Source organism: Micromonospora sp. ATLC20 (assembly GCF_057196585.1).
This window is the reverse complement of sequence record NZ_JBXUOV010000012.1, coordinates 31,729-54,614: the sequence shown is the minus strand read 5'-3', so window position 1 is coordinate 54,614 and position 22,886 is coordinate 31,729. Positions and strand designations below refer to the sequence as shown.

Annotated in this window: 17 protein-coding genes; 5 read left to right on the top strand and 12 right to left on the bottom strand. The window is 73.1% G+C overall.

Annotated features, from left to right (window positions below):
• The first annotated feature begins 104 nt into the window (after positions 1-104).
• The gene (locus AC2CHG_RS05075) at positions 105-2,444 is read left to right on the top strand and encodes a lysylphosphatidylglycerol synthase domain-containing protein (protein WP_484524242.1); all 2,340 of its coding nucleotides are present in this window, start codon (positions 105-107) and stop codon (positions 2,442-2,444) included.
• Between the two features lie 54 nt (positions 2,445-2,498).
• On the opposite strand, the gene AC2CHG_RS05070 is transcribed toward AC2CHG_RS05075, so the two are convergent.
• The 5 genes from AC2CHG_RS05070 to AC2CHG_RS05050 all read right to left on the bottom strand — a co-directional run bounded on the left by AC2CHG_RS05070 (position 2,499) and on the right by AC2CHG_RS05050 (position 9,366).
• Positions 2,499-4,736: a hypothetical protein gene (locus tag AC2CHG_RS05070; protein ID WP_484524241.1), complete on the bottom strand. Its 2,238-nt coding sequence runs from the start codon at positions 4,734-4,736 to the stop codon at positions 2,499-2,501.
• Between the two features lie 235 nt (positions 4,737-4,971).
• Positions 4,972-6,420, bottom strand: a complete 1,449-nt coding sequence (locus AC2CHG_RS05065) for a family 43 glycosylhydrolase (RefSeq protein ID WP_484524240.1) — start codon at positions 6,418-6,420, stop codon at positions 4,972-4,974.
• 54 nt (positions 6,421-6,474) lie between these two features.
• Positions 6,475-7,938 (bottom strand): family 43 glycosylhydrolase, encoded by a 1,464-nt coding sequence (locus tag AC2CHG_RS05060; RefSeq protein WP_194799906.1) that lies wholly within the window; start codon positions 7,936-7,938, stop codon positions 6,475-6,477.
• Positions 7,939-8,103: 165 nt separating this feature from the next.
• Positions 8,104-8,559, bottom strand: coding sequence for an OsmC family protein (locus tag AC2CHG_RS05055; RefSeq protein WP_194799905.1), 456 nt, complete (start codon positions 8,557-8,559; stop codon positions 8,104-8,106).
• 9 nt (positions 8,560-8,568) lie between these two features.
• On the bottom strand, positions 8,569-9,366 hold the full coding sequence (locus AC2CHG_RS05050; protein ID WP_194799904.1) for a TIGR02452 family protein: 798 nt from the start codon (positions 9,364-9,366) through the stop codon (positions 8,569-8,571).
• A gap of 212 nt (positions 9,367-9,578) precedes the next feature.
• On the opposite strand from AC2CHG_RS05050, the gene AC2CHG_RS05045 reads away from it, so the two are divergent.
• Positions 9,579-10,688: a carboxypeptidase-like regulatory domain-containing protein gene (locus AC2CHG_RS05045; protein ID WP_194799903.1), complete on the top strand. Its 1,110-nt coding sequence runs from the start codon at positions 9,579-9,581 to the stop codon at positions 10,686-10,688.
• Here AC2CHG_RS05045 and AC2CHG_RS05040 read toward each other — a convergent pair.
• From AC2CHG_RS05040 to AC2CHG_RS05010, 7 genes are read right to left on the bottom strand one after another with little or no spacing between them, the layout of a single operon-like run.
• Positions 10,648-11,928, bottom strand: a complete 1,281-nt coding sequence (locus AC2CHG_RS05040; RefSeq protein WP_484524239.1) for a sensor histidine kinase — start codon at positions 11,926-11,928, stop codon at positions 10,648-10,650. The two genes, AC2CHG_RS05045 and AC2CHG_RS05040, sit on opposite strands and share 41 nt — an antisense overlap.
• The gene (locus AC2CHG_RS05035) at positions 11,928-12,599 is read right to left on the bottom strand and encodes a response regulator transcription factor (protein ID WP_194799901.1); all 672 of its coding nucleotides are present in this window, start codon (positions 12,597-12,599) and stop codon (positions 11,928-11,930) included. Before AC2CHG_RS05035 ends, AC2CHG_RS05040 begins: the two co-directional genes overlap by 1 nt.
• A gap of 52 nt (positions 12,600-12,651) precedes the next feature.
• Positions 12,652-13,920, bottom strand: coding sequence for a cation:proton antiporter (locus AC2CHG_RS05030; protein ID WP_194799900.1), 1,269 nt, complete (start codon positions 13,918-13,920; stop codon positions 12,652-12,654).
• Entirely contained in the window at positions 13,917-15,248 is a 1,332-nt protein-coding gene (locus AC2CHG_RS05025) for a cytochrome P450 (protein ID WP_194799899.1), read from the bottom strand. Before AC2CHG_RS05025 ends, AC2CHG_RS05030 begins: the two co-directional genes overlap by 4 nt.
• Entirely contained in the window at positions 15,245-16,321 is a 1,077-nt protein-coding gene (locus AC2CHG_RS05020; RefSeq protein ID WP_194799898.1) for an alpha-hydroxy acid oxidase, read from the bottom strand. Before AC2CHG_RS05020 ends, AC2CHG_RS05025 begins: the two co-directional genes overlap by 4 nt.
• 1 nt (position 16,322) lies before the next feature.
• A complete protein-coding gene (locus AC2CHG_RS05015; protein ID WP_484524238.1) occupies positions 16,323-17,888 on the bottom strand; it encodes an FAD-dependent oxidoreductase in 1,566 nt (521 codons plus the stop codon).
• Positions 17,889-17,900: 12 nt separating this feature from the next.
• Complete coding sequence (locus AC2CHG_RS05010) at positions 17,901-19,388, bottom strand: aromatic amino acid ammonia-lyase (protein ID WP_484524237.1); 1,488 nt, start codon at positions 19,386-19,388, stop codon at positions 17,901-17,903.
• A gap of 63 nt (positions 19,389-19,451) precedes the next feature.
• On the opposite strand from AC2CHG_RS05010, the gene AC2CHG_RS05005 reads away from it, so the two are divergent.
• Genes AC2CHG_RS05005 through AC2CHG_RS04995 form a run of 3 tightly spaced genes read left to right on the top strand, consistent with a single transcriptional unit; the run spans position 19,452 to position 22,849 of the window.
• Positions 19,452-20,996 carry an NAD(P)-binding domain-containing protein gene (locus tag AC2CHG_RS05005; protein WP_194799895.1) on the top strand — a complete coding sequence of 515 codons (1,545 nt, stop codon included), beginning with the start codon at positions 19,452-19,454 and terminating at the stop codon, positions 20,994-20,996.
• Positions 20,986-22,407 (top strand): class I adenylate-forming enzyme family protein, encoded by a 1,422-nt coding sequence (locus AC2CHG_RS05000; protein WP_194799894.1) that lies wholly within the window; start codon positions 20,986-20,988, stop codon positions 22,405-22,407. The genes AC2CHG_RS05005 and AC2CHG_RS05000 overlap by 11 nt, the downstream gene beginning before the upstream one ends.
• A 25-nt stretch (positions 22,408-22,432) precedes the next feature.
• Complete coding sequence (locus AC2CHG_RS04995; protein WP_194799893.1) at positions 22,433-22,849, top strand: hypothetical protein; 417 nt, start codon at positions 22,433-22,435, stop codon at positions 22,847-22,849.
• Positions 22,850-22,886: the final 37 nt, after the last annotated feature.

Below are 22,886 nucleotides of genomic sequence, written 5' to 3'. Positions count from 1 at the left end.
GACGGGTTGACCGGTGGCGAACCGGAGCATCCGCCGGGGCGGCGATCCGTAGGGTTCGGGTCGACAGCAGGCATCTGCGCCGACTGAGGGGCGGCCGAGGACCGGTGGCAGCGCGTACGCATCGCCCGTCGCCCGCCCTGCTGGTCAGCCTGGCCGCCTCGACCGGTCTGCTGACAGCGCTCAGCGCGGCCGTCCGGAGCCACCGGGTGCCGCCCTGGGAACGGGACCTGTTCGCCCTCCTCAACCACCTTCCCGCCGGGCTGACTCCGGTCCTGGTCCTGGTCATGCAGCTCGGCTCCTACCCGGCGGTGTTCGTCGCCGCCACCGCAGCCGTCCTGGCCCGCCGGATCGGCACGGCGTGGAGCCTGCTGCTGGCCGGGAACCTGGCGTACTGGCTCGCGGTCGCCGCCAAGGCCGCGGTCGCCCGGCAGCGGCCGGTGGCGTTGCTCACCGATGTGGTCCTGCGGGAGACGATCAGCGGCCGGTACGGATACCCGTCGGGACACGTCGCGGTCGCCACCGCCCTGGCGCTCGTCGCGGCGCGGGCCGGGGGCACCCGGTGGCGCCGGGCGGCCTGGGCGGCGATCGCCCTGGTCGCCGTGGCCCGGATCCACGTCGGGGCGCACCTGCCGGTCGACGTGGTCGGCGGGTTCCTCGTCGGCTGGCTCGCGGTCTGCGTGACCCGGCTCGTGGTCGGCGAGGTCGGGCCGCAGCGGTCGGTGCCCGCCCTGCGGGCGGCGCTGCGGCGGCGCGGGATCGACGTGGCAGGGCTGACGCCGATCCACGGTGACGCCCGGGGTTCGCAGCCGTGGCGGGCGGTCACCACCGGCGGGCGGCGGTTGTTCGTCAAGGTGACCGGCGGCGAGCAACGCGACGCGGACTGGGCCTACAAGCTCTACCGCAGGGCGCGGTACCGGCATGTGGCCGACGCGCCTCCGTATCTGAGCGCCCGCCAGCAGAGCGAACACGAAACCTGCATGACCCTGTTGGCCGAGCGCGCCGGCGTGCGGGTCCCGGCGGTCGTCACGACCGCCGCCGTGTCCGGCGGCGACGCCGTCCTGGTGCAGGAGTTCGTCGACGCCGCCCCGCTGCACGCCGTCGTCGGACCGGTCCCGCCCGCCGCCGTGCGCGACGCGTGGAACCAGGTGGCTCGCCTGCACCGGGCCGGCATCGCACACCGCGACCTGCGCGCCGCTAACGTGCTCGTCGGCCGGGACCACGTCCACCTGGTGGATTTGGGCTTCGCCACCGACGACGCCCCGGCCGACCAGCGGGCCCGCGACGTCGTCGAGCTGATGGTCGCCCTGTCCACGCGGGTGGACCCCGCCGCTGTGGTCGCCGCCGCGGTCGACCGTCTGGGCGCCGCGGCGGTCGCGGACAGCGTGCCGTTCCTGCAACCCGCGGTGCTGTCCCGCGCCGGCCGCAGCGCCCTGCGCGGCCGTCCCGGCATGCTCGACAGCCTCCGCCAGGAGGTCGTGCGGCGCTGCCCCGACCGCGACCGCCGGGCGGCGAAGGTGGTCCGGTTCAACCGCCGCACCGTCCTGGAGCTGCTGATCCTGGGGCTGATAGTGCACCTGCTGCTCCCGCAGCTCGGCGAGATACGCACCGCGGCGCGGCTCATCCTGCACGCCGATCCGCTCGCGGTCGCCGCGACGCTGCTCGGCTCCGCCCTGACCTACCTGCTCAGCGGCGTCGTGCTCCGGCTCGCCGCGGCCAAGCGGATCCCGCTGGGCGAGGCCACCCTGGTGCAGGTGGCCGCGTCGTTCGCCAACCGGCTGGCTCCCGGCAGCCTCGGCGGCGCCGCGCTCAGCCTGCGGTACCTGCACCAGAGGGAACTCACCACCGCCGACGCGGCCACCGCCGTCGGCGTCTCCCGCGCCGCCGGTGCGGTGTCGGTCGTGCTGCTCCTGCCGGTGCTGCTGCCGTTCGCCCGCCGGCCCGCCCGCATCCTCACCCATGACGCGACCAGAGCGATACCGCTGCTGCTGGGCGCCCTGGCCGTGCTGCTCGTCCTGGCGGCCGCCCTCGCCGCGCCACGGCTCCGGCGGCGCGGACGCGACGCGGCCGGCCAGGTCGTCACCGCCCTGCGCGCCCTGACCCGTCAGCACGGCCTGTGGTGGCTGGTCGTCGCGTCCACGGCGCTCACCCTCACCTACGGCCTCTGTCTCTACCTCGCGCTCCTGGCCACCGGCCCGCTCCCCCTCGCGCACCTGCCCCCGGTGATCCTGGTCTGCCTCGTCGGCGAGGGCGTCTCATCCGCCGCGCCCACCCCCGGCGGGCTCGGCGCCACCGAGGCCGCGCTCGTGTCCGGGCTGCTGCTCTACGGAGTGCCACTGGACGCCGCCGTCGCGGGCACCCTGATATACCGTCTCGCGACGTTCTGGCTCCCGGTACCGCCGGGGTATCTGGCCTTCCGCCTCCTGACCCGCCGCCGGCTGCTGTGAGCGCCGGGTGGCCGCCGGTCGTCGCGGTGGCCGGCACCGGTACGCGGGGCGGCCTCAGCCGGGGGCGTCGGCCCGGATGTCGTCGACGAGTTCCCGCACGGCCTCCCGGTACTCCGGCTCGGTGTGGTAGTGCCAGTGGCGTTCGACGGGCGGCGGCACGGTGTCCGGCGCCTCCACGACGACGCTGCGGGGGTCCCGCAGCCGGACGTCGACCGCCCCGGCGGCCGGGGGCAGGTGGGCCCGCAGACCCGGGTCGGCGAAGATCGGACCGCCGATCGGATCGGTGTCGCGCCACAGGTTGCGCCAGCGCCAGCCGATCCGGTCGCCGACGTCGCGCAGCGCCTGCTCACCGAGATACGCCGGGTAGAGGCGGGCGTAGATGCGGTGCAGCGGACTGCCGTGGGTCAGCAACGCGACGTGGGGCAGTGCCTCCGGCGGCAGTTGCAGGACGGTGGCGGCGGCCAGGACGGAGCCGTGGCTGTGTCCGGAGATCACCACCGGGCCCTGCGCGGCGAGCGCGGTGACCCGCCGGGCCAGCTCCGGTACGGCGCGGGCGGCGTAGCACGGCGGCGCGAACGGGTGCACCGTACGCGGCCAGAACGTGCCCAGGTCCCACAGCACGCCGACGAGCCGGCGGGTCTCCGGCGACCGGTACGCCCGGTAGCCCAGGATCAGCAGCCCGATGACGAGCAGACTGATGACCCAGATGCCGACGTCCGTCACGTACGCGGTCAGCACGGCGAGCGTGTCGTGCCGGCGGCCGAGGCGGGCGACGATCTGGGTGGGGCCGATCCCGATCAGGTCGAGCGCGACGGTGGCGAGCCCGACCGACGAGATCACGAAGAACGCCACGAATGTCGGCCCGAGTTCGTCGGTCACGAAGGACCGGGCGATCGTCGAGCGGACCGCGTCGAGTCGTGGCGTCGCCTCGGCGGGCGCGTCGGGATAGTCGCGCTCGACCACGTGTCGCGCGTACGCCCGCCGCCGGTGCCGGGCCACCGGCAGGGTGACGGCGATGGCCGCGCTGACGACCAGCAGAGCGGCGAGCCCGGCCAGCGCCGCCCACCAGTACCCGACGGGTGGTTCCAGCGGTCCCAGGGCGGGCGGGTTGTTCCGGATCGGGTCGGGGATGCGGCCCCGGTCGAGCTGGTCCGCCGTCCGGAACACGAGCGTGGCCGTGTAGGCGGAGGCGACGGTGACCGACATGGCGGCGACCAGCGGTGTGCCGAGCCCGCGGAGCAGGGCGCGGGAACCGGCCGGCTGGGCACGCCGGCGCGCGAGCGTCACCGCGGCGATCAGGACCAGCAGCAGCCCCTGCGCCGCGACCAGACCGGCGACGGCGCCCTCGTAGCCGGGCATCTGCCCGGCCGGCACGGGAACCTCCCGCCGGGACACGGCGTACCCCAGGCTCGACACGGTGGCGACCGCGACCAGGATCCAGACCGCGCGGCGCAACGGTCCGGCCCACCCGGCGGGGACGGTCACTGTCAGCAGCACGGCGCAGAGGGCCACGAGCCCGGCGGCGAGGCCGAGCAGCCCGACGGCGACGGCGCTCCACCGGCCGTGCGACACCGCGACGACGAGGCTGACGCCGACGGTGCCGGCGCCGAGACCGGCGTGGATCTGGCGCAGCCACGAGGTCATCCCCTCGTCGTGCCAGACGCCGGGGGCGGCGAGACTCCCGGTCGCCTCCAGGAACCGCCCGCGCGGCGGGGCCGATCCGAAGCCCTCGAAAGCGGCGGCCGACCGCTTCCCGACGGCCCAGAACACCCGCAGCGCCAGCAGCGGGACCAGTGCCAGCACGGCCAGGCGCGGGCCGATCGGCAACGCCACCAGCCACGACAGGTACGGTCTCCCCTCCCGGCACTCGGCGTACGGGACGCACTGCCAGCCGGTCAGGTTCATGGTGACCCCGACCAGCGCCAGCGTGAACGCCACGGTCAGCGATCCGGCGAGCAGGCGGCACAGCCCGCCGAGCAGGCCGTAGCGGTCCACCGGGGTGGAACGCATCCACACCGCCAGGTTGCTCAGCATGAACGGCAGCAGCACCAGCATCGACGCCGTACGCACCGCCACCCCGGCGGTCAGGGTCCCCCAGCGGTACGCCTCCACCACCACCCCGGCTGTCGCTCCGCCGGCCGAGCCGAGCCCTTCCCGGACCCGGTAGAACCCGGCGTGCCCGTCGCCGGCCACGCGTACCACGATGGGATGGTCGACGATCGTCTCCGCCGACGCGCCGGACACCCCGTGGATGCGCAGCTCGACGCCTCTGTCGCCGCCGGGTATCTCCACGATCGAAGCGTCACAAAGACGGCCCGTCCCGCGCTGCCGAACGCGGAACACCGCGGACCTCACGCCCTGCGGGCAGCCCGCCGAACAGCCGCATGTCGATCTGCGCGAGCGTCAGGTTGTTGACCTCTCCCAGACCTCCAGTGCCCTGCCGGAGTGCGTGTTGATCAGCCGGATGTGGCCGCCGTCCGAGTAGCGCACCTGGAACTGCTGGTTGGCGGCAGCGGTTGTCGGGCCCCTATTCCAGGTGGAAGGTGGCCGCGGCCCGGTCCGCGTCGGCGGCCACCGTTTCGAGCTGGAGCAGGCCGTCCCGGTGGCGGACGTACCGGCCGGGGTAGTTCTGCGATTCGAGGGAGAGCCCGTTGGCCGCGGCCAGGCCGGCGCGGCGCTGGAAGCTCGCGTCGTTGTCGAACAGGGCCGAGCCGTCGTCGCGTTCGACGTAGAGCGCGAAGGCCCGGTGCCGCAGGTAGTAGCCGGGGAAGTTCGTCGACTCCAGCGACACCGATCCGGCGCCGGCGAGGCCGGGAACGATGCGGAACTGCGAGTCGGCGAGGTTCGTGACGTTCGGTTCGACGCGGGCCCGGTAGTCGTAGTGCCGGACGTAGGCGGCCGGGAGGTCGTGCAAGCGCAACCGGACCGGGGTGGCCCCGTCGGGTACCGGGATGCCGAGGTTCGGGGTGCCGTCGGCGTTCCAGTACAGCTTCTGGATCCGGGTCCGCCGGTTCGGGTCGTTGAGCGGATCACCGCTGATGTCCCGGTAGTTGCGGTCGTGGTAGACCAGGATGTCGCTCTGCCCGTCCTCGGAGACGGTGAACGAGTTGTGGCCGGGGCCGTACTGGCCGGTGGCGGCGTTGCTGGTGAACACCGGGGTCGGGCTCTTGGCCCAGGAGGCGGGGTCGAGCAGGTTCGCGCCGGCCGACGCGGTGAGCATGCCGAGGCAGTAGTTCGCGTCGGTGGCGCTGGCCGAGTAGGTGAGGAAGACCCGGCCGTTGCGCTGGATCACCGTCGGCCCTTCGGCGACGCGGTAACCACGGGTCTCCCAGTCGTATGTGGGCACGACCAGCCGGGCCACCGGGCCGGTGATCTGCCACGGTTCGGCGCCCATCCGGGCGAGGTAGACGTTGGAGTTGGTGGCGATGCCCGGTTCCTGCTGGGCCCAGGTCAGGTACCGCACCCCGTTCACCACGAACGTCGAGGCGTCCAGGCTGAACGTGTCCCACGGCGTGGTGATCCGGCCGCGCTCGGTCCACGAGCCGGTCAGCGGGTTCGCGCTCGCGTTCTCCAGCACGTACATCCGGATCCGCCACACGTCGTCGGTCCGCCCGGCGGCGAAGTAGACGTACCACCTGCCGTTGATGAAGTGGATCTCCGGAGCCCAGATGTGGGCGCCCATCTCGCCGCTGGTGTGCCGGCGCCAGATCGTCGTCTCGGTGGCGGTGGCGAGCCCTTGCAGGGTGGTGGCCCGCCGGAGCACGATCCGGTCGTACTGCGGCACCGTCGCGGTCATGTAGTAGTAGCCGTCGGTGTGCCGGACGATGTGCGGGTCGGCCCGCTGGCTCACCAGCGGGTTGGTGTAGCTCACCGCGGGCGCCGCCTGCGCGGGGCCGGGCACGGCGAGGCCGGCCGAGGTGGTGAGCAGCGCGAGCGCCGCGGCCAGGACCGGGCGGAGAAGGTGCCGAGGCGACATACGCGCCCTCCCAGGTCGGCGGGTTCGTCGGTCCGTGCCGGGGCGCCGGCCGGGTCAGTACACATAGGGCCAGGCGGCGGCGTCGTAGCCGATGCGGTTGACACCGAGCAGCGACGCGCCGTCGTCGGCGTAGTAGTGGTAGAAGAGGACGTCGCCGTCGGTGTCGGCGAGGACCGCCTGGTGGCCGGGGCCGTGCACGCTGCCGTGCGAGGCGAGGATCTGCGTGCCGCCCCCGGCGAGCATGTCCCGGCCGGTGCGGTCCACGAACGGCCCGGTGGGGCTCGCCGAACGACCGACCATGATCCGGTACGTGCTGGCGGCGCCCTGGCAGCAACGGTCGAACGAGACGTACAGGTAGTACCAGGAGCCGCGCTTGACCAGGACGGGCGCCTCGATGCCGGGGCCGTAGTTCGCGAGCGCGTACACGGCGGTGCCGAGCCGGCGTCCGGTGGCCGGGTCGATCGGGATCATCTTGATGCCGGACCAGAACGAGCCAAAGGTGAGCCACCAGCGGCCCTGGTCGTCGACGATGAGGTTCGGGTCGATGGCGTTGAAGTCGTCGGTGGTCCGCGACTCGACGACCAGCCCTTCGTGGGTCCAGCTCCCGGCATTGCCGGTAGTGCTGGTCGCGAGGAAGATCGCCGAGCGGTTGGAACCGAACGTCGACGCCGAGTAGTACAGGTGGTAACGCCCGTTGCGGTACGACAGGTCGGGCGCCCACAGGTTGCGCGCTCCCCCGGTGTACGTGGTGGTCCACGGCGCGCCACCGGGGAAGACGGCGCCCGCGTTGCGGAAGGCGATCCGGTCGGCGGAGGTCTTCAGCGCGATGCCGTCACCGGTGTGCGCGACGAGGTAGGTGCCGTCGGGTCGCTTGACCACCGTCGTATCGTGGACGCCGATGTCCCCGGTCACCCGGCCGGGCTGCGGGTAGGCGGGCGCCGGGCTGGTCGGTGCCGGGGTCGTGGGCGCCGGTGTGGTGGGCGTGCCGCCGCCCAGCCGGATCAGCTGCCACTGCTGGTTGACGCCGTCCAGATCGGTGTAGCCGGCCAGCCGCCCACCGTCGGCGGTGGACCACTGCCACACGTCGACGACCTTGCCCCACTGCCGGTTCACGAACCGCACGAACCCGCCCGCGGAATCCTGCAACCGGAACTGCTGGGTGGCCGACGACCGGTCGGTGCTCTGCACGAGCTGGGTGCCGTCGCCGCCGCTCGGCAACTCCAGCACCTTCCCGCTGTGCCGGGACCGCACCTTGTAGAACCCGCCGCCGGCGTCCACGAACTGCCACTGCTGCACGGCGAGGTCGTTGCGCGTCCACTGGTTCACCGGGGCGTTCTCCGCCGTCGACCAGTCGTACAGGTCCATCGCCTTGCCGCTGTGCCGGTTCACTACGACGTACGACGCGGACGTGTCCACTGTCGCCGCCGACGCCGGGGGTATCCCGGCCACCACTCCCGCGGCGAGGACGGCCGCGACCACGACCGTGGCCGTACGCGTCGTCCGAGCGGTCCCTGTCACCGAAACCTCCTGCGCTCGGCCGCCTCCGGCCGGCTGCGGCGGCTCGCCTCGCCCGTGACGCTCATGGCAACGGCATTACCGCCGGGTTACGGCAATGTTCTCGTTAACATAGACGAGTGTCAAGGTGACGGGCATCGATCGCCCTCCGACGGGCGCCTCCGGCCGCTACCGCGGTTCGGTCGAGGCCGGGTCGGCGGTCGCGTCGACGATGGAGACGGGTGTGCCCAGCTCCACCGTCCGGGACACGGTGCAGAGCCGGTCGTGCGACTGCCGCAGCGAGCGGGGCAGCACCTCGCGGGCCCGGTCGCCGTCCGCGCCGTCCGGGAACGTCACCGCGAACGTGACGGTGAGATTCTCCATCCGGTTCCCGGCCTCCGGGTCGCGGATCTTGTCGCCGCTCACCGTGACGGCGAACCGGGTCGGCTCGGCGCGACGGCTCGTCACGTGGTCGACGTCCACAGCGGTGCAGCCGCCGAGGGCCGCCAGCAGCAGCTCCACGGGCGTGAAGGTCGCGTCCTCCCCCGTACCCATCGACAGCTCGCCGCCACGGGCGTTGCGCGCCACGTATCTGCCCACGCTTGTGCGCTCGATCTCCACCGACCGGAAGGTGTCGTCGCTCATGCGACGAACCTACCGAAAGCGTTCCGCGAACGTGCGGTACACCGGTGTGCCCGGCAGCCCGTCACGCACGGCGAACACCACGAGGTCGAACCGGCCGACCGCCAGGAGTGCGTCGGCGAACGCGCCGGCCACCGTCGCCGGGTCGTTCCGGAACACCCCGCAACCCCAGGCGCCCAGCACCACCGTGCGATGCCCGTGCGCGGCAGCGACCTCCAGCACGCGGCGGGCCCGCCGGGCCAGCACCGCCGGCACGTCCGCGGCGTGCTCCGGCTGGTTGCGTACGATCGCGCCCAGGTTCGGCGCCGCCGCGGTCAGGAAGGACGTGGTGTACGGCCGGTCGAGCAGGTTTCCCTTGTCGTCGCGGAACACCGGCACGCCCGGGGAGTAGACGACCCGGTCGCTGTAGCGCAGATCCCGCTGGCCGCGGTGGAAGGCGTAGAAGCCGGGCGCTGCGAGCAGACACGGGTACAGCGCGGACGAACGGGCGATGCTCTCCTCCTGCGCCTTCGCCCCGCCCAGGAACCCGCCACCCGGGTTCTTCGCCGACGCGAACACCAGACACGCCGCGCCGGGCCCGAGCCGGCGGGCCGCCTGCAACGTCGACTCGTGCGTCACCTCCACGTCACCGGCGCCGGGCTTCGCGCCGTCGAGGTGGAGGACGTCGTCCGGCAGGTGCTCACGGGTGCCGTCGACCGCGGCGCGTACCACGGTTTCGATCGCGACGTCCTCGCCGGCATCGTTGCGGTAGCGTCCCGCTTCGGCGATCGCTACCGTCTGCCGGGCGATCTCGCGGAGACGGCTGCTCATCCGGCACACCCGTCGATGTCGTTCATGATCGGCAATCTAGGCAGCCCTCGGCACGCCGGGCAACCGATTAGCAGTCGCCGGAACGGACCCGTCGATCCCGTGGCGGGCCGCCGCGGTCATCGGGGCGGGTCGCGCCACCCGTCCCGCACAGGGCATAGTGGCCCGCGGCTCCATCGACCGATGTTGCCTGCTCTCCGCGAAGGTGGTGGGAAGTGACGACGCGCGCACGTGTCCGACGGGCCCGGGCGGCCGTACTGGCCATGCTGGCCGGAGGGACGCTCGCGGTGGCGGCGGCACCGGCGACGGCCGCACCGGAGACGGTGAGCATCCTGAGCGTCTCGGCGGAGAACGTGAAACCCCGCGAGACGGTACGCGTGCAGTTCCGCGTCACCAACGACGGCCGGCGGGCCGAGACGGCCATCGTGGTGGTGGGCGGCGGCCTGCGGTGCACCACCGGCTGCCGGGTGGAGCCGAATCTCGGCCCCGGCCAGAGCCGGACCTTCGACGCGACAGTCGTCGCCCCGGATGCGCGCCCGGGCGAGACCACCGGCCTCAACATCTCGATCGGCGTGCGGCTCGCCGGGCAGAACAGCTACGCCTACAAGATGGTCTACGTCCACGGACCGGGTGCCTCGCTTACCGGCGGGGCCGCACCGGCGGCCGGGGTGAGCGGGGTCTCCGGCCGGGTCCTCGACGCCGACGGAAAGGCGATCGGCGGCGCGGACCTGACCATCCGGGACAGCGCCGGTCACGAGTACCGGACGACCAGCAACCGCAGCGGCCAGTTCTCGATCACCGCCAGGGCCGGCCGGACGATCGCGGAGGGATCCATCACGGTCCGCGCCTCCGTGGACGGCTACCGCACCGCCCGCGCGACCGTACGGGGCAGGGCCGGTGACGTCGCCACCGTACGCCTGACCCTTGCCGCGGTGGCCACGCCGGCCACTGCGTCGCCGTCGCCCGCCGAGGAGGCGAGCCCTCCCGCCGCGGCGGCCGGCGACGACCTTCCCGCGGCTGCGCCGCCCACGCTCAAGGCCACCGGTGAGGAGAGCGGCAGTACGTCGATGTTCCTCCTGGGCGGCCTGCTGGTCGCCGCGGGCCTGGGCGCGCTCGCACTGGTGCTGGTGCGGCGCAGGAGCGCACCGGGCACGGTGGCCGAGGCGGCGACTCCCCCGGCGACCCGGCTGCCGGCCGGCGGGAACCTGGCCGACGCGCCGACCGCGATCCTGCACCTCGGGCCTTCCGGCGGTGGGCCGGAGAACGCGCTCCACGATCCGGCGCTCACGCACCGGCACCGAGCTGCCACACCCGGAGGTTCCTGATCCGCGAGGCCCTACTCGTAGTGCCCGGCGATCGCGTCCGGGGCAGGCGCACCGTGAATCGGGCTCCCCGCCCCGGACGGCCCTCGGCCTCGATCGTGCCGTGGTGGCTCGTGACGACCTCCTGGAGCAACGCCAGACCCAGGCCGAAACGCCGGTCCCCGGCGCCCGCACCCCTGTGGAACCGGTCGAAGATCCGCCGGGCGTCGGCTTGGTCGAACCCCCTGCCGGTGTCGGCGATGACGAACTCGGCGGCGTCGCCGGCGGCCCGCAGCGTCACGTCGATCCGGCCGCCCGCCGGCGTGTGGGCCAGCGCGTTCGCGAGCAGTTCGCCGACGACCCGGCGCAGGGCCGACTCGATGCCCGGCACCGGCAGCGGGTCGCCGGGGGTGTCCAGGGTGAGGGTGACCCGGCGCTCGGCGGCGCGGTCGCCCTCGGCGGCGACCGTCGTCCCGACCAGCGAGGTGAGGTCGACCGGCGGATCCGGTTCCCGGTCGGCGGGAGCGGCGGCGAGCCGGGCCGAGAGCAGCAGGTCGTCGACGATCTCGCCGAGCCGGCGGGTGGTGCGGACGAGGCGTTCCAGGTCGTCCAGGTTCCGGGCGGTGCCGTCGTGGCGCGCCCGCCGCGCGAGCAGTTGGGCGCGGGTGTGCACCTGGGCGATCGGGGTTCGCAGTTCGTGGCTGGCGTCGGCGACGAAGCGCCGCTGCCGGGTCAGCGCCTCCGCGAGTGGCGCGACGGCCCGGCGGCCGACGAGCACACCGGTCAGCATGGCGGCGAGCAGCCCGGCCACCGCCGCGAGGCTGAACGCGAGCAGGAGGTGCCGGCGGTCGGACAGCTGGAACCGGGCGTCGAACACCGCCTGGACGACGGTGTCGCCGCGGGCCTCGGTGCGCACGTGGTAGGTCGTGCCGTTGCGCGCGACGGTGATGATCTCGGTGGCCCGGGTGGCCGCCACGGTGTCCAGCGCGTCGCGCAACGGGAAGCCGGGTGGTGGCGGGTTCGCGCCGGTGCGCACGGTGGCGCCGTCGTACTGGAAGATCCAGCTGCAGGCGGGCGGCCCGGCGATCGTGCCGTGTTCGGTGCCCCACGTCAGCTCGCGCTGGATCTGCGCCTCCTGGCCGCGGACCAGGACCGCGTAGGAGATACCGCCGGCCAGCAGCAGCAGGGCCCCGATGGTCAGCCCGACGAACAGGCCGATCCGCAGCCGGGTCCGCCGGACGATCACCCGCTCGGACGCCTCCATCAGAGCGTCCCGAGGCGGTAGCCGAGGCCGTGCACGGTGCGGACCACGGCACGGCCGAGCTTTCGCCGGAGGTAGTAGACGTAGGTGTCCACTATCGACGCCGCCGCGGCCTCCTCGAAGACCTTGCGGCGCAGCACCGCGCGGGGATGGACGGCGTTCGGCCGGACCGCCAGCACCCGCAGCAGCTCGAACTCGCGGGTGGACAGCGCCACCCGGGTGCCGTCGGCCAGCACCGCTTCGCGTGGTGCCAGGTCGAGCCGCCCGGCGCCGATGCGCAGCACATCGGTCGGCTCGGGCGTGCGCCGGCACAGCGCCCGGACCCGCGCGCTCAGCTCGTCGAGGTCGAAGGGTTTGACCAGGTAGTCGTCGGCGCCCGCGTCCAGCCCGGCGATGCGGTCGTCCACCGCGCCGAGCGCGGTGAGCATCAGGGTCCGGGACGGGACCGCCCGGGCGCGCAGCCGGGTGACCAGGTCGAGGCCGTCGAGCGCCGGCAGCATCCGGTCGATGACCATCACGTCGTACGACCGGGTCAGCCCGAGATGCAGGCCGCGCTGGCCGTCGAAGGCCCGGTCGACCAGGTAGCCTTCCTGACCCAGCGCCTCGGTGAGCATCTCGGTCAGGTCCGCGTCGTCCTCGACCAGCAGCAGCCGGTTCGATCTTCCGCCCCGCATATGTTAACGATCTCATAGATAGCGGCCGATGGAAGCACCGGTATTTGCCTCTTCAACTATCTGAAACCGCGAGCGCCGGCGTGTGGACGGTTTCCGGCTGCCGGGCCTCGCGGCGCTCGATCCAGCTCAGCACCGGCGTCGTCATCAGCGTGGTGACCAGCGCGACCAGTACCAGCACGGTGAACAGGGCCGGGTTGACGATGCCCGCCTCCAGCCCGACGTTCAGCGCGATGAGCTGCATCAGGCCCCGGGCGTTCATCAGCGCGCCGACCCGCAGCGCTACACCCGGCGGCTCGCCACGGAGCCGGGCCGCCGCCCAGCAGGCGCCGAACTTGCCGGCGATCGCCGCCGTCACGCAGGCGAGCGCGAACAACAGCACCGGCAGGGAGCCGAGCAGGCCGAACTCGGTCCGCAGCCCCGAGTAGGTGAAGAACAGCGGCAGGAAGAGCGTCGCGGCGACCGGGGTGAGCGTGTCCACCACCCGGTCGGTGTTGTCGGTCCGGGGCATCACCACGCCGACCGCGAACGCGCCGAAGACCGCGTACAGGCCGATCTCGTCGGTGTACCAGGCGACCAGGAAGAGCAGGGCGACGGTGCCGAGCAGCCGGGCGCGGTCGCTGAGGGCCCGGTGGGTCATCAGCGTGGAGGCCGCCGCCCGCCCGCCGAACCAGAGCACCAGTCCGAACAGGACCGCTCCGCCCGCGGTGACGAGCGCGGGACCGGCCCGGCCGGACGCGAAGGCCAGGACGGCAGCCAGCATGATCCAGGCCACCACGTCGTCGATCGCGCCGCTGGCCAGGGAGAGGGTGCCGTGCCGGGTGCCGGCGTGCCCGTGTTCGGTGATGATCCGGGCCAGCATCGGGAACGCGGTGATGGCCAGGGCGACGCCGACGAACGCGGCCGAGACCCCGAGTGCCGTCCCGTCGGCCTGGATCGGCACGGCGCCCGCCGTGACCAGGACCAGCAGCACCCCCAGCAGGAGCGGTGCGGTGACCCCGGCCAGGGAGATCACCCCGGCGGTGCCGGCGAGCCCGGTGACCCGGTGGGCACTGAACGCGTACCCGGCCTGGAACATGAACAGCACCAGGCCGACCTGACCCACGACGTAGAGGACCGGCAGCAGCGGGGCCGGGAACAGGGCGTCCTGCACGTCCGGCAGGAGGAGCCCGAGCAACGACGGGCCGAGCAGCACGCCGGCGAGCATCTCGCTCACCACGGCGGGCTGACCCGCCTTGCCGAGCAGCCACGCGACCCCCTTGCAGAAGATCAGGATCACGGTGACCGCGATGAAGAACCGTGGCGCCAGCTCCGTTGGTGTCATCGGACAGCCCTCTCGAAGTAGTCGGTGCACAACCGCTGCCGGCGGGCGTCGAGCACCATCCAGGTGCCGAAAACCAACTGCCGGACGCTGCGGCCCACGTCGGCCCACCGGTCCCGCGACCGCATCGCGGCCAGCCGCAGCCGCCCTGGGACGGGGGACCCGGCCGGCGTCAGGTACGCCGGACCCCGGCTGGGCAGCGAGCGGGTGTGTGACGCGGAGGACGTCAGGACGTACCGGCGCAGCACCTCACGGGTCGCGGCGCGCATCATCACCGGCGCGACGCCGCGGGCCGGGCAGGCGCGGTTCGCGGTGACCCCGTACGGGATGAAGTGCGCGTCGCCGCGCTTGAGCGTCAGCCACCGGTCCGGGTCGAACCGGTCGTCGCCGGCGGCTCCGCCGCGGTGGAACGCCAGATAGTTGAAGAGCAGTACGGTTCCGGCGGGCAGGGACACGCCGGTGGGCAGCGTGATCGGCGCGGACGTGATCCGGTGCGCCACGCCGAAGAGCGGATGCACCCGCAGCGTCTCGTCGATCACCCGGTCCAGCGCCTCGTCGTCGTCGAGTCCGCGCTGCAGGGAGGGATGAGTGGCGAGGGCGAGCAGCACGTGCGCCATCGCCTCGGACATCTGCACGACGGCGGTGTTGAAGAAGGCACCCTGGAGATACCAGGCCGTCTCCCGGCTGGTGAACGGCGGCGGCAGCGTCACCGGGCAGGTCCCCGCCTCGATCCGGTCGTGCAGATACCGGGTCAGCCGATCACGCCGCCGCATGTGCCGCAGGCCGGTGCACTTCAGCCCGTTCACCACGTCCTCGGCGTTTGCGACGATCAGCGCCCGCGCGTCCGCCGGGCACGCCTCACCGAAGACGAGTTCGTAGTAGACCTCGGCCCAGACCGGCATCATGAGGTCGCGCAGCCGGACGTGGCTGGTCCGGCCGGCGGGCAGCCGGTCGAGCGCGCGCCCGGTGGCGGCGGTCGCCAGGTCGTCGCAGCGCCCGCGGCGTACCGCGAGCACCCGCCGGGTGGTGGCGGCCACGGTCCGGTACCGCTCGCCCGGCTCCAGGTGCTCCTGGTGCATGTGCGGTCCGGGCGCCAGCCAGTACCAGAACAGGTCGGACAACCCGGCTCCCCGGCTGCGCCCGTCCGCCGCCGGATCGGCGTACACCCGCTCGAAGTGCTCCATGCCGACAGTGGGGCCGGGCACCGGTACGCCCTCGACGCCGTTGACGGTGACGAACACCCACTCCCGCAGCCGGACCACCGTGCGGGGCAGCCAGTACGGCAGGGTCCACGCCACGCCGACCCCCGCCAGGACGATCAGGGCGCTCATCCGCACGCCACCGTGGCGACCAGATCGGCGCTCAGGTCGGCCGGACCGGCGGCGCCGACCAGCGCCAGCGCCCGGTCGAGGTCGGCGTGCAGCAGGTCGAGCACGTGGCGTACCCCGGCGGCGCCGCCCACCGCGAGCCCCCACAGCACCGGGCGGCCGACCAGCACCGCGCTCGCGCCGAGCGCCAGCGCCACCAGGACGTCGGTTCCCCGGCGGATGCCGCCGTCGAGCAGCACGGGCAGCCGCCCGCCGGCGGCCTCCACCACGGCGGGCAACGCGTCCAGGGTGGCGAGCGCGCCGTCGAGCTGCCGGCCGCCGTGGTTGGAGACCAGCAGACCGTCGAGCCCGTACGAGACGGCAAGCGCCGCGTCAGCCGGATGCAGCACCCCCTTCAGCAGGATCGGCAGCGTGGTCACCTCGCGCAGCCAGGCGATCCGGTCCCAGTCCAGCCCGGCGTCCATCCCGATGTCGCGTACCCGGCCGCTCGCGTCGCGCATGTTCTCGCAGGCCATCCCCGGCGGCAGGTCGGCGAAGCCGTGCCGCAGGTCGCGTTCCCGCCGGCCGAACACCGGCGAGTCGACGGTGACGACGAGGGCCGAGCAGCCGGCCGCCTCGGCCCGCCGTACCACGAGCGCGGTGAAGTCGAGGTCCGCCTGCGGGTAGAGCTGGAACCAGAGCGGGCCGCCTTCGGCGGCGACCTCCTCGACCCGCCGGGTGGCCGCCATGCTGACCACCATGATCGTGCCCGCCTCGGCGGCGGCGCGGGCGGTGGCCACCTCGCCCTCGGGGTGGGCCAGCCGGTGGAACGCGGTCGGCGCGATCAGCAACGGCATCGAGATCCGGGTGCCGAGCAGCGAGATCCGCAGGTCGCGCCGTCCGGCGCCGCGCAGGACGCGGGGCACCACGTACCGCCTGGTGAAGGCCGCCTCGTTGGCGCGGACCGTGCGCTCCTCGCCCGCTCCACCGGAGAAGAAGTCCCAGTGCACCGGGTCCAGACGGCCCCGCGCGTCGGTGGCCAGCTCGGTCAGGTTCAGCGCCGCGCCGTCCAGCGCGGCGCCCGCGAGCGGGCGCATCTCAAGCCTCGGCACGGCTCAGGCAGCTGTCGACGAACGCGACAAGCGGCGCGACGTGCGTCTCCGGCCGGTCCCACCGGTTCTCCAGGTTCTCCGCGAGGTGGTGGGTGGCGACGACCCGGCCCGCCCGGTGGTGGCGGACGACCGGATGCAGGTAGGCCGCGTCGTGGGCCTGACCGGGGACGTCCTGGGCGATCCGGCTGACGGTGACGTCGAACGGGTCCACCCGGTCGTGGTCGGGGCCGTACTCGAGGGTGACGACGAAGGCGTCCGTGTAGTCGTGGTCAGGGGTACGCAGGCCGGTGCGGGTGAAGTACTCGACCGGCACCTCGTCGTGGTAGCGCGCGTCGGACCCGGCCACAGTGACCACGTCGCCGAGGAAGCCGAACTGCTGCCACAGGGCCGACGTGCGGTTGACGCGCGCGACGACGGCGTCGGCGATCACCTCGCCGGTCGCGTCCAGCTTCTCCGCCGGCCACGGCGTGTCCCCGTACCGTCGCTCCAGGATCCGGTGCAGCGCCCGGACGGCGTACCGGAAACCGTGGATGAAGCCGCTCGTGGAGCGCTTGAAGTCCCGTTCCTGGCTGATCGTGCCGGCGAAGTAGAGGCCGGGGACGTTCACCGACTCCCACGCCGGGGTCTGCGCCGGGAAGCGGTCCCTGATCGCGAGCGCCGGCCGGCAGGTGTCCTCGAAGACGGACGCGTCGAAGGCGAACCCGGTGCAGACGAGCACCCGGTCGTACCGCAGTTCCTTGACCACCTCGTCGGCGCGGGAGAAGGAGAACGTCACCGTGTAGCCGGCGTCGTCGCGCTCGATACGTCTGACCTCGCCGTCGAGGATCGCGTTCGCCGACTTCAGCTGGTACGTGTCGAGGAAGTTGTTGTTCACCGCGCGCAGGTGACCCACGTAGTGCGTACGCCAGGCCATCCGCACCGAACTCGGCCCGGCGACGTGGATCAGTGTGGTGGTCTCCATCAGGTTGTCGGCGGTCTCGAACGCGGAGTTCCCCTTGCCGATGATCAGCACCTTCTGGTCGAGGTAGTCGCGCGGGTCGACGGACATGTCCGCGTACTGCTCGGCGAGTTCGAGCCCGGGGATCTGCGGCAGGTACGGCCGGGAGACGCCGGTGGCGACGATCAGCCGCCGCGCCCGGAAGACCTCCTCCCCCGCCCGGACCTCGAACACCCCGTCGGCCTTGCCGATCGACGTCACCCGGGTGCCGTACCGGACCCGTGCCCCCGTCTTCGCGGCGAAGTCCGCCAGGTAGCGGAGCATCACGTCGGCGTCCGGGAAGTACCGCTCGGTGTAGCCGGTGAAACGCAGCGCCGGGTCGTCGCTGAGCAGCGAGTTCCAGTCCAGCCGCAGGTTCAGCTCCGGGTCGTCCGAGCCGGTGTGCGGCTTGTTGATGGAGATCAGTTGCCGGTGGCGGGGATAGGTGGCGAAGAACGCCCCCGGGACGTCCGCCTGTTCCAGGACCAGATAGTCGCGCCTGCCGTCGGCCTCCAGCAGAGCCGCGAGTTGCAGGCCCGCCGGCCCGGCCCCGACGATCAGATAGTCAAGCGTCATGTGCGCCCACCCTCAGGGAAGAGAAACGGAGAGATCCGCGATCACGTCGGCCGCGCGCCGCACGTCACCGTCCAGCGGCCGGTCCGGATCGACCGGCGGTACGACAGCGGCCAGCGCCGCGAGCGCCTCGGCGCAGCCGGACGCGGTCGGCGTACGCGCGCCCACGTAGGCGGCCTGGCGCAGCCCCAGCGCGAGCGACCCGACGACGAGGTGCAGCAGCCGGGCCTGGTCCAGTGCCCGCAACGCGGCCTGGGTGCCGAGCGGGACGACGTCCTGGTTGTGCAGGTTCGTCGGCACGCTCTGCATGCTCGCGGGCATGGTGTCCCGGCGGATCTCGGTGATCAGCGCGGTGGCCGCCAGCTGCACCCCCTGGAGCCCGTGCTGCTGTCCCGGGCCGGCGGCCAGCATCGGCGGCAGGCCGCCGTTGCGGTTCGGGTCGACGAGCAGGTCGAGTTGCCGTTCGGCGAGGTTGCCGACCTGCGCGACGACCATCGACAGCACGTCGGCGGCGAACGCGGCCGGCTGGCCGAAGAAGTTGCCGCCGTGCACCACCAGGTCGTCGCCGGGGAAGAACAGCGGGTTGTCGGTGACACTGGCGAGGTCGGCCGCGACCACGGCGTCGACGTAGCGCAGGGCGTCCTCGGCCGCACCGAGCAGTTGCGGCGTGCAGCGGATGCTGTACGGCTCCTGCAACGGACGCGCGCCGGACGCGACGAGGCCGGCGCTGACCCGTCGCATCCGCTCGCCCACGTCGATCGCGCCCGGATGGCCGTACGCGCCCAGCAGCCGGGCGTCGAGGAACTGCGTGTCGCTGCCGAGCAGATCGGCGAGCAGGCAGGTGAGCACCTGGACCGCCCGGTGTGCGGCGCGGGCCGCGTCCAGCGCCAGCGCCGTCGCCGCCGTGGTCAGGGATGTGCCGTTGACCAGGGCGAGAGCGTCCCGGCCGTCCAGCGGCAACGGCTCCAGGCCGGCCAGCGTCAACGCCTCGCCCGCCGGCATCCGCACCCCGTCCAGGTAGGCGTGCCCCCGGCCGCGCAACGCCTGCGCCGCGGCGCCCAGCGGGATCAGGTCACCGCTGGCGCCGACCGAGCCCAGCCGGGGCATCGCGGGGACGAACGTGGTCGCGAGCATCGCCGCGAGGGCGTCGATCACGTGCGGGGAGACCCCCGACGCGCCCCGGGCCAGCGACGCGGCCCGCAGCAGCACTGTCGCGCGGACCACGTCCGGATCGATGTCCGGGCCCTGGCCGGCGCCGAGGTGGGCGAGCGTGTTGTCGGCCTGGTCGCGCAGGTCGGGGCGGCCCGCGTACCCCACCAGGGCGCCGAAGCCGGTGGTGGCGCCGTACACCGCGCGGTCCTCGCCGAGCACCGCGGACAGGAACGTGCGGGCGGCGGTGACCCGGCCCCGGACCTGCGGCCCGGCCACGACCTTGATCGGGTCGCGGGCGGCGCGGAGGTCGGCGATCCGCAGTGGGACATCGAGGTCCACCTCTGTCGTCATGGGATCGCACCCTAGAGACGAATTCTCAGAACGCTCTGAGATCGAGTCGCTACGTTGCGGCGCATGACGCTCGACTATCTGATCATCGGAGCCGGACCGGCCGGGTTGCAGCTCGCTCACCTGCTCGAGCGCGACGGCCACGACTACCTGGTCCTGGAGGCCGGCCCGGCGCCGGGCACCTTCTTCGCCACCTACCCCCGGCACCGGCAGCTCATCTCGATCAACAAGGTCTGGACCGGCTCCGACGACCCGGAGTTCAACCTGCGCGCGGACTGGAACTCACTGCTCACCGACGATCCGGCGCTGCTGTTCAAGAACTACAGCCGGCGCTACTTCCCGGACGCCGCGGACATGGTGCGCTACCTCGCCGACGTCGCCCGCGGCCTGCGGATCAGGTACGGCACCCGGGTCACCCGGGTCGCGCGCGACGGCGACCTGTTCACCGTCGACGCCGGCGACGACACGCTCACCGCCCGCCGGGTGGTAGTCGCCACCGGCGTGTCCCAGCTGTACGTGCCGCCGATCGAGGGCGCCGAACTCGCCGAACGGTACGACACGGTCAGCGTCGACCCGGACGACTTCACCGACCAGCGCGTCCTCATCATCGGCAAGGGCAACTCCGCATTCGAGACCGCCGACGCGCTCGTCGAGACGGCAGCCGTCATCCACGTCGCCGGCCCGCACTCGATCAAGCTGGCGTGGCAGACGCACTACGTCGGGCACCTGCGCGCGGTGAACAACAACTTCCTCGACACGTACCAGCTCAAGTCGCAGAACGCGGTCCTCGACGGCACCGTCGAGCGGATCGTCCGGCGCGACGACGGCGGCTACCGGATCGACTTCCGGTACGCCCGCACCGTCGAGGCGATCCGGCGGATCGACTACGACCGGGTCATCCTCTGCACCGGTTTCCGGTTCGACGCGGGCATCTTCGACCCGTCCGCCCGGCCGCGGCTCGTCATAAACGACCGCTTTCCCGAGCAGACCTCGGCGTACGAGTCGGTGAACGTACCGGACCTCTACTTCGCCGGCACGCTCACCCAGCAGCGCGACTTCAAGCGCTCGACGAACGGGTTCATCCACGGCTTCCGGTACGGCGTACGCGCCCTGCACCGGATCCTCGGCGCCCGCCACCACGACACGCCGTGGCCGACCACGCCGCTGGAGGTCACCCCGGAGGCGATCGCGGACGCGATCATCGCGCGGATCAACCGCACCTCGGCGCTGTGGCAGCAGTTCGCCGTCCTCGGTGACGTCGTCGTCGTCTCCGGCGACACCGCGCGCTACCACGAGGAGGTGCCCGTCGCGTACGTGCACGACGGCGGGCTGGGCCCGGAACCGTTCGCGTTCGTGGTCACCCTGGAGTACGGGCCGGACCACGACCAGGTCGACCCGTTCGACATCACGGTGCCGCGGATCGCCGAGAACGACGCCGCGCACGCGCACGACGCGAGCTACCTGCACCCGGTCGTCCGGGTCCATCGTGGCGGGAAGGTCGTCGCGGCGCACCACCTCGCGGAGAACCTGGAGAACCACTGGAACCTGCCGGACGTGCACCACCAGCCGCTCGTGCTCTTCGTCAAGGGCGTCCTCTCCGATGCCGGCTGAGGTCTGGCCCCAGCCCGTGCTGGACCTGCTCGCCGCCGGTGACGACCGGCCGGTCTTCGAGGAGGGCGACCGGACGGTCACGACCGCCCAGATGTACCGGCTGGTCCGTCGCATCGCCGCCGGGCTCCGCGCCGCCGGGGCCGGGCCCGGTGTCGGGGTGGCGCTGCGGCTCGGTGTCACAGCTGAAGCGTTCGCGGCGATCATCGCGGCCTTCGCGGTGGGCGCCCGGGTCTCCGGGATCCGCCCCGACCTGGGCCCGGCGCACCGCGCCTGGCAGCTCGGCGGCACCACGCTGCTGGTCGACGACGCCCGGGTCGCCGAACTGGCGCGCACCCCCGACGACGGACGACCGCTGATCGCCGCCGGGCACCCGGACGACGTCGCCCGGATCATCTGGACCAGCGGCAGCACCGGCAGCCCGAAGGGCTGCGCCCAGACGTACGCGGCGATGAGCGCGGCCTGGACGCCGTACCCCGATCGCTGGCCGCCGGCGGTCGCGGACCTCGCCACCCGGCTCCAGCGGTATCTCGTCTTCGGTTCGCTGAGCAGCCAGGTGATGCTGGAGTACGGCATCCTCACCCTGGCCGCGGGCGGCACCCTGGTCGCGGCCCGGCCCCCTGGCTTCCCCGGCATGATCGCCCGGCACCGGGCGACCGCGAGCGTGATCACCGTGGGCAAGCTGTACCAGCTCGTGCGGGACCAGCGCACCGACCCGGTCGACCTGAGCAGCCTGCGGGCCCTGCTGGTCTCCGGTTCCCCGCTCGCACCGGGCCGGCTCGCCGAGGCGCTCGACGTGCTCGGGCCCGTCGTCTTCCACGGCTACGGCCAGACCGAGACCGGCATGATCACGATGGTGACGCCGGCCGAGATGCTGGCGTACCCGGCCGCGCTCGCCTCGGTCGGCCGGCCTCCCCCGGTGACGGCGCTGTCCATCCGGGACGCCGAGGGCCGTCCCGCCACCGAGGGGGAACTGTTCGTCCGGACACCGGCGCAGGCCACCGCGTACTGGAACGATCCGGCCGAGAGCGCCGAGGTGTTCGCCGACGGCTGGGTCCGCACCCGCGACCTGGCCCGGCTCGACGGCGACGGCTACCTGCACCTGCTCGGCCGGATCCGGGACGTCGTCATCGTGCAGGCCAACCTGGTGTACGCGGGCCCGATCGAGCGGGTCCTCGCCGCCGATCCCACAGTCGCCGAGGCGTACGTCGTCGGCCGTCCCGACGACGTCACCGGGGAGGCGGTGCACGCCTACGTGGTGCCCGCCGCCGGTTGCGTACCTGATGCCGGGCGGCTGCGCGCGGTGGTGGCGGAGGCGCTGGGCGAGGCGTCGGTCCCGCAGGCGATCCAGCCGATCGAGCGGGTGCCGACGGCACCGAGCGGAAAGCCGGACAAGCGCGCGCTGATCAGGTGAACCACCGATGGCCTAGCATCCGTGCATGGCCGTACTCGACGAGGCAGCGCAGCGTACCCGCACCCGGCTGCGGGGCACCGCCGTCGGATTCGCCGCCCTGTGGTCCGTCGCCCTCACCGCGTTCGCGGGCGTCAACCTCTGGATCGGGCTGCGGAACCGGCCGTATCTGCTGCAGTACGGCAGCGACGCGGGTGACCGGTTCGGGACCAACGTCATGGTGCTGCTGTCGTGGCTCGGCATCGTCGCCACGGTCGGCCTCGCCACGTGGGTCACCGCGCTGATGGTGCTGACGCAGACCCCCGGCATGCACAGAGGGCTGCGAACCCGGGTCCGCGTGGCATCGGCCGTGGTGCTCGTCGGCACTCCAGTGGTCACCGTCGCCGCGCTCGTCCTCGCGTACGCGCTGATCGTGCCGCGGATCTATTCGGGCGTGCAGTTCTGAAGCCCGCGGTTCCGTCCGCCTCCGGGAACGAGGACGT

Excerpts from the sequence above, each read along its gene's own strand:
- AC2CHG_RS05040 (WP_484524239.1), bottom strand. The coding sequence starts at position 11,928 with ATGGAGGCGTCCGAGCGGGTGATCGTCCGGCGGACCCGGCTGCGGATC.
- AC2CHG_RS05065 (WP_484524240.1), bottom strand. The coding sequence starts at position 6,420 with ATGTCGCCTCGGCACCTTCTCCGCCCGGTCCTGGCCGCGGCGCTCGCG.
- AC2CHG_RS05010 (WP_484524237.1), bottom strand. The coding sequence starts at position 19,388 with ATGACGACAGAGGTGGACCTCGATGTCCCACTGCGGATCGCCGACCTC.
- AC2CHG_RS05035 (WP_194799901.1), bottom strand. The coding sequence starts at position 12,599 with ATGCGGGGCGGAAGATCGAACCGGCTGCTGCTGGTCGAGGACGACGCG.
- AC2CHG_RS05030 (WP_194799900.1), bottom strand. The coding sequence starts at position 13,920 with ATGACACCAACGGAGCTGGCGCCACGGTTCTTCATCGCGGTCACCGTG.
- AC2CHG_RS05015 (WP_484524238.1), bottom strand. The coding sequence starts at position 17,888 with ATGACGCTTGACTATCTGATCGTCGGGGCCGGGCCGGCGGGCCTGCAA.
- AC2CHG_RS05000 (WP_194799894.1), top strand. The coding sequence starts at position 20,986 with ATGCCGGCTGAGGTCTGGCCCCAGCCCGTGCTGGACCTGCTCGCCGCC.
- AC2CHG_RS04995 (WP_194799893.1), top strand. The coding sequence starts at position 22,433 with ATGGCCGTACTCGACGAGGCAGCGCAGCGTACCCGCACCCGGCTGCGG.
- AC2CHG_RS05005 (WP_194799895.1), top strand. The coding sequence starts at position 19,452 with ATGACGCTCGACTATCTGATCATCGGAGCCGGACCGGCCGGGTTGCAG.
- AC2CHG_RS05020 (WP_194799898.1), bottom strand. The coding sequence starts at position 16,321 with ATGCGCCCGCTCGCGGGCGCCGCGCTGGACGGCGCGGCGCTGAACCTG.
- AC2CHG_RS05055 (WP_194799905.1), bottom strand. The coding sequence starts at position 8,559 with ATGAGCGACGACACCTTCCGGTCGGTGGAGATCGAGCGCACAAGCGTG.
- AC2CHG_RS05025 (WP_194799899.1), bottom strand. The coding sequence starts at position 15,248 with ATGAGCGCCCTGATCGTCCTGGCGGGGGTCGGCGTGGCGTGGACCCTG.
- AC2CHG_RS05050 (WP_194799904.1), bottom strand. The coding sequence starts at position 9,366 with ATGAGCAGCCGTCTCCGCGAGATCGCCCGGCAGACGGTAGCGATCGCC.